We start from the raw sequence: 12,442 nt of genomic DNA on the forward strand, positions 1-12,442 counted from the left end.
ATGTCGTGCCGGACGGTGGATGTGCCGTCGGGGCAGGATGGACATAAGTTATTACACGATAAACCAAACGGGGCGCGCGAGGCCTCGTGTATGCTGGAAGACGGCATTTTTCAGAGTGAATGCATACCTTGGTAAGGAGTTTGTCGATGGCGATTCGGGCGATGGGGCCGAGCGGACAATACGAGACTGGATTGAATGCTGCCGGTGCGGTGGTGCCCGAGCTGCTGGCGCCGGCGGGCGGACTCGACCAGATGCTTGCGGCCATCGCCGCGGGTGCCGATGCCATCTATGCGGGGTTGGGCGGCTTTAACGCCCGCGTGAGCGCGCATGGCTTTACGGATGACGAGTTTGCGCGCGGCTGTGCCGTGGCGCATGCCCATGGCGTGCGCGTGTACGTGACGCTCAACGTGTTCGTGTTTGACGATGAGTTATCCGACGCGGTGGCGTTGGGAGCTCATGCGCTGGAGCTGGGCGCCGATGCTTTGATTGTCGCCGATGCCGGGTTGGCCTGCGCGCTGCGCGCGGCGATTCCCGGGGTCGAGATTCACCTGTCCACGCAGGCGGGCGCTCATAGCGAAGGCGCCGTGCGGCTTGCCGCCGATGGGCTGGGGGTCGAGCGCGTGACGACGGCACGCGAGCTGACGGTCGACGAGATTGCGGCGCTATGTGCCACGGGCGTGCCCATCGAGGTATTCTGCCACGGTGCGATTTGCATCGGCTATTCGGGGGCGTGCGAGTTCTCGGCCCTGCGGCGTGGGCGCTCGGCGATGCGCGGCGACTGCACGCAGCCGTGCCGTCTGGCGTACGACCTGGTGGACGAGGCTGGACAGAGCGTTGTCGCCGTCGAGGGAGATCGCCTGCTGTGTCCGCGTGACTATCTGGGTATTGCGCATCTGCCCGAGCTTGTAGATGCCGGCGTGGCGTCGCTCAAGATCGAGGGGCGCATGAAGAACCCCGATTACGTATTCAACGTGGTGCGGGTGTGGCGCCGGGCACTCGATATGCTGCGCGACGGCGCGTGGGACCCCGATGCCGTGGAAGAGCTTGAACGCGAGCTGGGGAGGTCGTTTAACCGTGGGTTTACCGATGCGTACCTGCGAGGGCGTTCGGGTGCCGAGCTGATGAGCTTTGAGCGCGCAATTAACCAGGGCGTGCGCGTGGGGCGTTTGGTCGCTGTGGGCCACGAAGAGGTGACCGTTGAGCTCGACGCCGCCGTGGCGGCGGGTGACACGCTCGAGATCCGGTTTTATCCGGGTGTCGACGCGCGTCCCGATGTGCCCAAGCGCTGGCCGCAGGTGCCCTGCCCGGTGGATGCCGCAGCGGGGAAGCGCGTCGTCGTGCATTGCAAGCGTAAGGTGGACACGGGCTGCGAGGTATACCTGATTCGCAGCGCCGGCGTGTTGGATCAGACGGCGGCGGTGTTGGAGCGCATGCGGGCCGAGGCGGATGCGATTGCGCCCGTTGCACGTGCCGTTGAGGTACTGCCCTTTGAGGACGTTGTGGTGGATGGCGGTGCGTCGACGGAGTTGGTGGAGTGCGCGGTTCCCGCTCGCATGGTTTTTGCTTGGCAGCTGATGGATGCCGACCCGCGCGGAGAGCTCGATTTGTCCGACGCCGTTGTGGTGCTTGACGAGGTGTGCCGCACGGGTGACGCTGACCGGACCCGCTCACTGATGCAGCGTGCCGGGCGCGTCGTCTGCCGCAACCTAGGACAGGTGGTGATCGCTCGCGAGCTGGGCGTGACGTTTGACGTGGCGGCGCCGGTGTTCTGCGCGAATCGGGCCACGCTTACCTGGCTGCGCGGACTCGGTGCGGGGCGGGTGTACTTGCCGGCCGAGTTGCTCGGCAATGATGCGGAGCGTATTGCCGAACTGGCTGCTGAACCCGGCGTCTTGGGTCCGGTCGACGCCGACCGTCCCGAGCTTATGGTGTGCGAGCACTGCCTGCTGACCGCCGAGGGCGTCTGCGCCACCGATGCGACGGGGCGGGTCTGTTGCCGCGACTGTTTGCGTCGTCGGCAGGTACGCTATCTGGTCGAGCGTGACGGTACACGTCTGCCAGTTGCCATCGACGCATGCGGCAGGACGAGGATTTTCCTGTCGTAGGTGCTGCGTCGCGTCAGTTTGTTATCATATGAGAGTTTATGGACTTCCAGCACCGCCGTTTTCGGCGAGGGTGCTATAGCAAAAGGAGGATACCCAATGCTGTCTGTTGACGAGCAAATGCGTATCATCACCTCGGGCGCCGCGCAGATCGTTCCCGAGGCCGACCTTCGCAAGAAGCTTGAGAAGGGCGAGCCCCTCAACATCAAGCTCGGCGTCGACCCCACCAGCCCCGACCTGCACCTGGGCCACGCCGTGCCGCTGCGCAAGATGCGTCAGTTCCAGGACCTGGGCCACAACGTCACCCTCATCATCGGCAACGGTACCGCGCTGATCGGCGACCCCTCGGGCAAGAACTCCACGCGTCCGCAGCTTTCGCAGGAGCAGATCGAGGCCAACGCCGAGACCTACGTGAGCCAGGCCATGAAGATCCTGGACCCCGAGAAGACCACCATCGTGCACAACGGTGACTGGATCTTGTCGATGGACCTGGCCGGCCTGCTGCAGGTGTGCTCCAAGTTCACCGTCGCCCGCATCCTTGAGCGCGATGACTTTACCAAGCGCTACCAGTCTCAGACGCCGATCGCCCTGCACGAGTTCCTGTATCCCGTGATGCAGGCATACGATTCGGTCATGATTAAGGCTGACGTGGAGATGGGCGGCACCGACCAGCTCTTTAACCTGCTCGCTGGTCGTGAGCTCATGGAGAAGATGGGCATGGAGCCGCAGATCGCGCTCACCATGCCGCTGCTCGAGGGCACCGATGGCGTACGTAAGATGTCCAAGTCCTATGGCAACTACATCGGTCTGACCGACGCGCCCAAGGATATGTTCGGCAAGACCATGTCCATCCCCGATGAGATGATCGGCAAGTACTACCGCCTGGCGAGCTCGCTCACCCCGGCCGAGGTCGACAAGATCGACGCTGCCCTGGCCGACGGTTCCGCCGATCCCTACGAGCTCAAGCGCGCTCTGGGTCGCGACCTGTGCGACACCTACCACGGCGCCGGTGCCGGCGACGAGGCTCAGGCCGAGTTCGACCGCGTGTTCAAGGAGGGCCAGCTCGCCGACTTCCCCGAGAAGCACGTTGAGCTGACTGTTAACGACGAGGGCCAGATCTACCTCGCCGGCCTGCTCAAGGACTTGGGTCTTTCGGCGAGCGCCGGCCAGGCTCGTCGCGATATCGACGGCGGCGGCGTCAAAATCAACGGCAAGGCCGTGGCTCCCAAGAGCTATAACATCGATCCCAGCGCCCTCAAGCTGGGCGACACCCTTTCTGTGGGTAAGCGCAAGGGCTTCAAGTTGATTTAGTTCCGCCGTTCTAACGAACGGCGGACCGGCCGACGCTGCGCGGGCCGCATTTGGACAATCTGACGTTCAACTTCAAGGGCGCGACCAGAAGGTCAGCGCCCTTTCGTTTCACGTCACCTTGTCTCAAATGCGGCCCGCTCGCTGTCATTGCCAAAACATCGGCGTTTTAATATCGGCGCTGCCGTGGTTGGCACTTGGGGACGTTCCTTTTGTGCCGGCACTTTGGGACACTCCTTGCCATTGGTGCAAAGTAACCTGCCCCCATTGCGCTGAGCGGCGTGTGCCGTTAAGCGGAGGGGCGTATTGTTGGCCCATCGTTTGGGCATACAATGGCTATTAGCTTGCTGCGGTGAAGGCCTGTCCGCTCCGCAGCTGTTTTCTACGGTTAAAGGAGTATGTATGTCCGTTGAGGTCATGAGGTCTGTGATCGATGCTGCCGAGGGGCGCGTGCCCGTCGGCACGCTGTTTACCAATGCGCAGATCGTCGACGTGTATGGCCAGCGTGTGGCGCCCGGTAGCGTTGCCGTCAAGGACGGTGTGATCGTCGGCGTGCTCTACGATGGTCGCGACGATGCCGCTGGCACCTACGAGGCAACTGAGGTCATCGACTGCCAGGGTCGCTATCTCGCTCCCGGTTTTATTGACGGGCATCTGCATATCGAGTCTTCGAACATCCGTCCCGCCGAGTATGCTCGCATGGCCGCGACGCGCGGTACTACCACCGCCATTGCCGACAGCCACGAGATTGCCAATGTTGCCGGTCTCGACGGCTTGCGCTTTATGATCGAGGACGGCCGCCGCGCACCCATCTCCATCAAGTACATGATGCCTTCGTGCGTGCCCGCACTGCCCGACGAGCAGGCCGGCGCCGTTATTTCTGCTGCCGATATGCAGGCGTTTTTTGCCGAGCATCCGGGCGATGTCTTTGGTCTGGGCGAAATGATGAACCTGCCGGGCGTCTTTATGGCCGACCCCGAGACCTGTGCTCGCATCGATGCTGCCAACCAGACGCCGTCCAAGCAGGTTGACGGCCACGCGCCGCTCGTTGCCGGTAAGGACCTCAACGCCTATGCCGCAGCAGGTATTATCGCCGACCACGAGTCGACGATTCCCGAGGAGGCGCTCGACAAGCTGTCTCGCGGTATGTACGTGATGCTGCGCGAAGGCACGTGCAGCCATGACCTGACCAACCTGTCTCCGATGCTGCTGGAGAATCCTGCCCGTGCCCGCCGCTGCTGCTTTGCGACCGACGACCGTGCTCCCTCCGACGCGCTTTCGACCGGTATGATTGACAATGCCTGCCGCGTGGCTATCGAGGCCGGTATTGACCCCGTGGTTGCCATCTCTATGGCGTCCCTGTCCACGGCCGAGGCGTTTGGCCTGGACCACGGTTGCCGCGGCCCGCACGAACTGCGTGGCGCCATCGCCCCGGGCAAGCGTGCCGACCTGCTGGTACTCAACGACCTGACGTTTGCCACGGCTCCGCATCGCGTATATGCCGCCGGTGCTCTGGTGGCGCAGGACGGCACCTTTGTGGGCGAGATTGCACCCGAGATGGCCGAGGTTGCGGCCCTTGCCGATGAGCTGCGTGCTTCCGTTAAACTTCCGAAGCTATCGCTCGACGTGTTCGACTATGCCTTTAAGCCGGGCGAGGCTGTGATTGACGTGGTGCCGGGTAAGGCCATCACGGGTATGGTCCGTCCCGAGACTGACGAGGACTTGCGTCGCATTATGCTGATTGAGCGCCATGGCCGCGGCGTGTCGCTGCAGGCCGAGGGCGTCGATGGCGATGGCCCCGCTGGCCTGAGCCTGGTCGGCAAGCATATCGGTCGCGGCTGGGTGCGCGGTTTCACTATCACCGGCGGTGCCATTGCCTCCACGATCGGCCACGACTCGCACAACGTGTGCGTGGTGGGCGACAATGCCGCCGATATGATGGCTGCTGTTGAAGCCGTGGGCCAGGGCGGCCACGTGCTGGTGCGCAACGGCGAGGTCGTGGCTCGTATTCCTCTGGCGCTCGGCGGCCTGATGAGCGAAGGCACTGCCGAAGACGTCGCGGCGCAGCACGACGACTTTATGGTCAAGGCACGCGCTATGGGTATTGAGCCGCCGCTCGACCCCATCATGGGCATTATCTTCCTGCCCTTGCCGGTCATCCCGACGCTCCGCATCCGCCCCGAGGGCATGTTCGACGTTACAACCTTCACCTACGCCGACTAGTCATCGGGGACGTTCTTAAACGACTAGTCATTGGGGACGCTCTTTGGCGGGCTGCCTGACGCCGCGACCGTAGGGCCTCTGGCATGTGTGAGCTATTTGCCAGGTCCTTGTAACGTTTACGCCCGCGGAGTCTTATTTGAGCTCCCTTTGGGTACGTTGGAATCGGATACGCGTTCGATTCCAACAAGCCCGAAGGGAGCTTTTCTATGTTTAAACTGATTGCATCCGATATGGACGGCACACTGCTTGACGAAAACGGCCAGGTGCCTCCCGAGACCTACGAACTGATTCTGGCGCTACACGAGCATGGTGTGCATTTCGCTGCATCGTCAGGTCGTCGCTACGATCGCCTGTGCGAGTTCTTTGCGCCCGTTCGCGACAAGATGGACTTTGTCGCCGCTAACGGCGCCCAGGTCTACGCCGACGGTAAGATGGTAGACCGTGAGGTGTATTCCCACCTGGCGATTCGAAGGCTCGCCCAAGCCGTCAGGACGTTTCCCAATCTGCATCTTGCGCTCTTTGACCGAACCAAGTCCTTCCTGCTCGATGACGAGTGCAAGTTCGTGCGTGAGGTCGATAAGGACCTTCCCAATGCCGAGCGCATTTGGGAGCTGCCCGATCCCAGCGTAAATATCATCAAAGCGAGTATCTTTTGCGACGACAGTGCGGTTATGGACAGCGCGTACGTGCTACAGCGCGAACTTGGTCAGCTCTTTACTTTTGCGCCTTCGGGCAACGCGTGGATCGATGCCATGCAGCCTGGTGTGTCGAAGGCCTCGGGTATCGCGCAGCTCGCGGAGCATTACGGCATTGGTCGCGACGAGGTCATGGCGTTTGGCGACTCGATGAACGACTACGAGATCATTCGCTTTGTCGGCACGGGCTGCGCGATGGAAAACGCGCGCCCCGCGCTCAAGGCGGTGGCCGATCGTGTGGTGGGTTGTAACCGCGACCACGCCGTCCAGCAGGAGCTCCGTCGCGTGCTGGAGAGTCTCTCCTAATCCGGCAGATGGGGACGTTCCTTTTCTGCCGACAGTGGGGGACAGTCCTTGCGGCTTTTTGCGAAGAGTGTCCCCAGTGACTAGTCGTTTAAGAACGTCCCCAATGACTAGGCGAGGCCGGCCATGATGGTCCGGGCGACGCCGTCGTGGTCGTTGTCGTATTCGGTGATGGCGTCGGCGGCCTCGCGGTCCTCGGGTTCGCCGTTGATCATGGCCATGCCGTGGCCCGCTGCCTGTAGCATGGGGATGTCGTTGATGTTGTCGCCGAACGCCCAAGCGTCGGCGAGACGCTCGCCCAGGTGCTCGCATAGCCACGTGAGGGCCGTTCCCTTGGTGGCGCCCTCGCCCATGACCTCGATATTCATGGCGTACGAACGCGTGACCTCAATGCCTCCGAGCGTGTCGAGCTCCAACGCGATGGCGTCGCGATCGGCCGGGTCGTGCCAGTACATGGCGATGCGTTCGAGCGTCTCGACCTCGTCGATCTTGCTGTCGATATCCATGTCGATCGGTGTTCGTGTGCGCTTGAGCGAAGCCGCGATGTGGGGGTCGCCGCCGCAGAATTCGTCCAGGCGCGTGTAGAGCGAGCGGGGGAGGAAGCACTGGCCGTCGGCGAAGATATCGAAGGTCACATCGTGGCCGGCGGCGATGCGATGGATGCGATGGGCGATGCCACGGTCGAGCGGTCGGCTCAAGATACGTGTGGCGCGTGAGGCATCGGTAGGCACATCTTCGTCGAGCTGCCAGACGCTGGCGCCATTGGCGCAGACGGCATAGTGCACGGCGGGATGGGCGAGGATGGGCTCAAAGATGCCCGACAGCGGACGTCCCGTGCAGGGCACAAATTCAATTCCGCGTCGAGCGAGCTCGTCGAGCATCGCCCAGGTGGCATCGCTCATCTGCTTATCGCTCGTCAACAGCGTTCCGTCCATATCGGAAAAAACAATCATTTGATGCAGCCCTTTCTGCTGGTATAAAAAGCGTGGCCGAGGGCGGTGATGCCCTGGCCACGCTCGGGTTCTATAACGGTCCGCATCCTAGCGATCGGCGAGCGGCTTGTACTCCAGCGGCTCGATAACCGGACGATAGGCGGGGCGGATGATGCGGTGCGCGCAGAAGAGCTCTTCCATGCGGTGCGCCGACCAGCCGGCCATGCGGGCGACGGCGAACAGCGGCGTAAAGAGCGTCTCGGGCACGCCGAGCATCTTGTAGATAAAGCCTGTGTACAGGTCGATGTTGGCGCAGATGGGCTTGGTCATGCCGTGGTCGCGCATCACCTGTGGGGCCAGGCGCTCGATGCGCTCGATGAGCGCGAACTCCTCGCCCAAGTCCTTCTTGGCGGCAAGCGTGCGCGCGTAACGGCGGCACACCTCGGCACGAGGGTCGCTCAGCGTATAGACGGCGTGGCCCATGCCGTAGATGAGACCTGTGCCGTCGAAGGCCTGCTTGTCGAGGATCTTGCCCAGGTAGGCCGCGACCTCGTCCTCGTCCTCCCAATTGGAGACATGCGCGCGGATGTCCTCGTGCATAGACACGACCTTGGCATTGGCACCGCCGTGGCGCGGGCCCTTGAGCGAGCCGATAGCCGCGGCGTAGGCGGAATACGGGTCGGTGGCCGAAGACGACAGCACGCGGCAGGCGAAGGTGGAGTTGTTGCCGCCGCCGTGCTCGGCATGCAGCATAAGCATCACGTCGAGCAGCATGGCCTCGTCGCGGGTGAATGCCATGCCGCCGCGCAGGACCTGTAGGATGGTCTCGGCGGTGGAGAGACCGGGCGTGGGGTGCGGCACGTGAACCTCGGAGCCGCGAAGCTTGGCGACCGAGGCCATGTGTGCGAAGGCGGCGATGCGCGGGAGACGTGCGAGCATGGAAATGGCGACGTCGATTTCGTGCTCGGGCGTGATCACGTCTGGTTCGGCATCGAAGGCGTATAGCAACAGTACGGCGCGCTGGAGCACGTTCATGATGCTCGACGACACCGTGGTCATAGGGAACTCTTTAACGTACTCGTCGCTCAGATGTCTAAAGGCGCCCAGGCGCTCGCAAAAGCCGTCGAGCTCTTCCTTGTTGGGTAGCGAACCCGTGATAAGCAGATAGGCGACTTCCTCGTAGCCGTAGCGATTCTCGGCCTGGGCATTGTTGACCAGATCCTCGATGCTGTAGCCGCGAAGCGTGAGCTTGCCCTGATCGGGCACGACCTTTCCGTCGACCTTGTTGTAGCCGTGCACATCCGAGATACGAGTGAGGCCGGCGACCACGCCCGAGCCGTCGGCATTGCGCAGGCCGCGCTTGACGTTGTGCTCTACGAACAAGCCCTCGTCGTACGGGGCGGTCGGCAGGCCGTGGTAGAGGTTTTCGCTTTCGGGCGAAATCTGACGGCTCGCCTCGTAATCCAGAACCAGGCGGCTCAGGTGATCGTCGAAGCGGTAGTAGATTTTCTTGGCGTCGTAGGCCATGCGCGCTCCTCTCCGGTCCGCTTTGGGGCCGCGCGCTTGGACGATATGACGTCAAGCTGCCCCGAGCGGCTTGTTCGCTACAGGCGGTACATAAAGTTAAAGACGTCCTCGCGCTGGATGGACACGTTGACGCCCGAAAGCTCGCCGGCCTCGGCCAGGGCCTTCTGCAGCTCGGCGAAGTCGAGCTTGGACTCGGCGGTGTCGGCCAGCATGGTCATGGTGAAGATGTCCTCGATAATGGACTGCGTAATGTCGCGGATGTCGACGTTGGCCTCGCCCAGAACACGGGTGACGCCGGCGACGATACCGGGGCGGTTCTTGCCAAGGACGGTGATGACGATGCGGGAGGACGAGATCTCGGCCATGGGAAACCCTTTCGCGTGGTTGCGGCGCGCGCGGGGCGCTCCGCTACGGTACAGTGTTCATCATTGTACCTGTCTGGCACAAAAAAGGCGCGCTCGCTGCGGCGTTACATGCCTGCAACATGAGCGTAAGGGGGAAGGCCGCACGGGGAAGAGCCGTCTGGCGCGTGTCCGGCTCGTGTTGGGTTGATTTCCGATCTCAGCCGAACACATTGAGCGGACAGGCCGTTCCCGCAGTCAGCCGAACGCCTCCGACGGCTGATTCCGAACTGGAAGCGGAGGGCATCCCCGCCCTTCGGTAGGGGATACCGCTCCGCGGCGCATGCCGCGGGCGGCGCCCCTATCGGACCACCGTGACCTCAGTTGGGATGGGCCCAGCACTGCCGCGTACTCGGTGAGCTAGAGCCAACTGTTCGTCTTCACGTCGCGTATGGCGATATTTCGGTCGTCCGGCTCGGTGATGCCGTAGCCGAACGCCTGGAGCGTCTCGATGGACTCCTGGATCCTCTGTTGGAACATGGGACCCGGATCGACCCTCGGTCCGAGGTGCCCGCGCCAAAGGCACGGCGTGGCGCGCAGCATGTTATGGATTTTGGAGATGGGCTCGATGTCGGCGTAGACGTTGAGCGTCGCCATGGCGTCCTTGTGGCCGAGGATCGATTGGAACGCCTTGATATCGCCGCCTTGGCGGATCCACTGCGTTGCGAACGTGTGGCGAAGGCCGTGGAACGTGATCAGCTCGTCGTTGGTGCCCATGAGGCCGTTGGTCTCCGAGAACGTCTTGAACGCCCTGCGGATATAGCTTGTCGTCGCGAAGGTCGCGCCCGGCTCCGACAGGATGTAGCAGTCCCCGATCTCGACCGCCCCGGTAAGGCCGCGCAAGCGCAGCTTTCCGCAGTCGATCTCGTGGGTCTCCTTCAGGAAGGGGAGTAGGCCGACCGGGTCGATGGGGATACCCCTGGCGTCATGGGTCTTGGTGTCCTTGATGAACGAACCCATTCCCTTCGCGTACGCCACCGAGTGTCTGATCGAGATCAGGCCCGTCTCGAAATCCACATCGCACCACCGAAGGCCGCAGACCTCGCCGATTCGCATTCCCGTGTGCAGGGCGAGTACGACCGCCCTCTAATCCTCGGCGGACCAATCGAGTCCGAACTCCTTTCGGGCATCCTCTTCGCTCATGACTTCGAGAAGGTCTCCGGGTTGGCAACGAAGGGCGAGGCATAGCTGCTCGAGTGTGTTGAAGCGAATGCCGCGAATATGCCCTTTTTTAATACGGGACAGGTTCACGGGCGTGGTTCCAATCCTTTCGGCAAGTTCGTTCGAGGAAATCTTTCGCTCGGCCATGATCTTGTCGAGGCGAACAATTACGGGCATGGCGTTTCCTTACGCAATCTCGTCGGAGTCGAGGTACAGCTCTCGGGCGTACAAGAAGAGCTGGGAAAGCATGAACAGGACGATGCCGAGAACCAGAGAGGTCCAATCGAATGATGAAGCGATCTCTTGGGCGCCGACGGCCCCCTCGCCGCCAAACATCGAAACGGAGGTTTTGAGTGAGCCGGCGTAGAGGCTGGTGGCAGCTTGAACAACGAAGAGAATGCCGAGCACCTTCAAGCATGTCGCAGACCCTTTCTTGAAGGGGTCTCCGCTCTTGATCGTCCACACGAGAACGGCGCTGAGGATGGTCGTAGCGATACCGATGACGGCAGGGACCAATGTCGAGATCGCAAGGGCTGGATACGCGGGGGAGTCTGCAATTACAGGGTTGTCGAGCACTTCGATTGCTGGCTTTAAGGAGAACGCCACTTGTGCGATGGCGGTGGCGCAAAGGGTCGCAGAGGCTATCGCACATGCGATGCGGAAGGAATGAAGCCGGGGAGTGCGATTGTCGGAACTCATAATAACCTCCGAAGAATTTAAAAAACTCAGGTTACTTTTTAACAGTTTATATTAAATTGACTTTGTCGGCAAGTAATCACAGCATGCTGCAACCGAAACCCCTCTAGATTGGAGAGGATTATGTTCAGTACTGTTAAGTCGTGTAAGCTCTTGGTTTTCCTCGGCCTCGCTCTTTGTCTGTTGCTGCCGGGAGCCCCCGCTTTTGCGGATACCCCGATGCCTCCTTCCCAGGAGAGCAGCCAGTGTGCCCTCGTTGAGCCCCTCGGGTATACGGACGACGTCGTCGATACCTACTGGAGCTACAGCTGTCCTCGCGGCGTAAGCGGGCACAGCATCTCGATGTTCAACATCTCTTACAAGACGATCTCCTACCGAAATGGCTATCGCCGATCCGCGCATCATAGGGAATCCCGCCTCGCTGCAATGTGCTCCTGTGGTGTTCTTGGCACAACTGATAAATGGCAATTTGTCTATAGCACCTACTAGATGCGAGGAAGGGCCGAGCATTTTGTTCGGCCCCTCTGTTCCGACTGGATGAGGTTAAGGTTGGCGATGAATATGCTCAAAATCTCGAAGGCGATCTTTAGGTCGCTTCTCTCCTCCAGGTCGCTCTGTGTTGTCGTTGTTGCGTTGATGGTTCTTTGTGCTCTGCCCGTCTTCAGGAGCGCGGCTGGCATCGACGGACGGGTCGAATACCTCGAGTCGGGAATAACCCGTGTTGAGCAGGAATTGTCAGCATCCTATGCGGATGCGCTTGTGAATGCGGGGGGAGGACGGTGTCTATACCTCTTCATCAAGCATGCCCGCGCTTCTGTACCCTCTTGCCGCGGGACGTCTTATCTTGGCACCGCTCTCTCCCCTACTTCCGTTTCTGCAGATATCGGATGGAGAGTACACCTATTATGACGGATCGAAGGAGTACTTGCTATGGGTCGCAACGGCCGTTGCCGTCTCGTTCCTTGCCCCTTGATTATCAACTTCATCCGAACACCTCCCACATTCATCCGCACATGTGCGGATGAATGTGGGAACCCGATACCCTGAGGGCCGGACCGGCCGGCCCCGGGAGATCGGAGGACGGCATGTCCGGA

General features: G+C 61.6%; 10 protein-coding genes. 4 read left to right on the top strand and 6 right to left on the bottom strand.

From position 1 onward, the window contains the following. The first annotated feature begins 146 nt into the window (after positions 1 to 146). From AAAX77_RS03580 to AAAX77_RS03595, 4 genes are all read left to right on the top strand, one after another. On the top strand, positions 147 to 2,105 hold the full coding sequence (locus AAAX77_RS03580; protein WP_349104807.1) for a U32 family peptidase: 1,959 nt from the start codon (positions 147 to 149) through the stop codon (positions 2,103 to 2,105). A gap of 96 nt (positions 2,106 to 2,201) precedes the next feature. Then, on the top strand, positions 2,202 to 3,413 hold the full coding sequence (gene tyrS / locus AAAX77_RS03585; RefSeq protein WP_118259169.1) for a tyrosine--tRNA ligase: 1,212 nt from the start codon (positions 2,202 to 2,204) through the stop codon (positions 3,411 to 3,413). Between the two features lie 399 nt (positions 3,414 to 3,812). Continuing rightward, positions 3,813 to 5,633: an adenine deaminase C-terminal domain-containing protein gene (locus AAAX77_RS03590; RefSeq protein WP_349104809.1), complete on the top strand. Its 1,821-nt coding sequence runs from the start codon at positions 3,813 to 3,815 to the stop codon at positions 5,631 to 5,633. Positions 5,634 to 5,839: 206 nt separating this feature from the next. Continuing rightward, entirely contained in the window at positions 5,840 to 6,634 is a 795-nt protein-coding gene (locus AAAX77_RS03595; protein ID WP_006235286.1) for an HAD family hydrolase, read from the top strand. A 107-nt stretch (positions 6,635 to 6,741) separates the two neighbouring features. Here the strand turns inward: AAAX77_RS03595 and AAAX77_RS03600 are convergent, their stop codons facing one another. The 6 genes from AAAX77_RS03600 to AAAX77_RS03625 all read right to left on the bottom strand — a co-directional run bounded on the left by AAAX77_RS03600 (position 6,742) and on the right by AAAX77_RS03625 (position 11,351). Continuing rightward, complete coding sequence (locus tag AAAX77_RS03600; RefSeq protein ID WP_035137434.1) at positions 6,742 to 7,584, bottom strand: Cof-type HAD-IIB family hydrolase; 843 nt, start codon at positions 7,582 to 7,584, stop codon at positions 6,742 to 6,744. 87 nt (positions 7,585 to 7,671) lie between these two features. Next, a complete protein-coding gene (locus AAAX77_RS03605; protein WP_349104811.1) occupies positions 7,672 to 9,090 on the bottom strand; it encodes a citrate synthase in 1,419 nt (472 codons plus the stop codon). A gap of 77 nt (positions 9,091 to 9,167) precedes the next feature. Then, entirely contained in the window at positions 9,168 to 9,455 is a 288-nt protein-coding gene (locus AAAX77_RS03610; protein WP_006235289.1) for an ACT domain-containing protein, read from the bottom strand. A gap of 396 nt (positions 9,456 to 9,851) precedes the next feature. Continuing rightward, the gene (locus AAAX77_RS03615; protein WP_349104814.1) at positions 9,852 to 10,559 is read right to left on the bottom strand and encodes a site-specific integrase; all 708 of its coding nucleotides are present in this window, start codon (positions 10,557 to 10,559) and stop codon (positions 9,852 to 9,854) included. Between the two features lie 18 nt (positions 10,560 to 10,577). Continuing rightward, on the bottom strand, positions 10,578 to 10,829 hold the full coding sequence (locus AAAX77_RS03620; protein WP_006235292.1) for a helix-turn-helix transcriptional regulator: 252 nt from the start codon (positions 10,827 to 10,829) through the stop codon (positions 10,578 to 10,580). 9 nt (positions 10,830 to 10,838) lie between these two features. Continuing rightward, positions 10,839 to 11,351, bottom strand: a complete 513-nt coding sequence (locus AAAX77_RS03625) for a DUF2975 domain-containing protein (protein ID WP_006235293.1) — start codon at positions 11,349 to 11,351, stop codon at positions 10,839 to 10,841. Positions 11,352 to 12,442 lie beyond the last annotated feature (1,091 nt).

The sequence above is a fragment of the Collinsella sp. CLA-ER-H6 genome (genome assembly GCF_040092305.1).
Classification (GTDB): Bacteria; Actinomycetota; Coriobacteriia; order Coriobacteriales; family Coriobacteriaceae; genus Collinsella.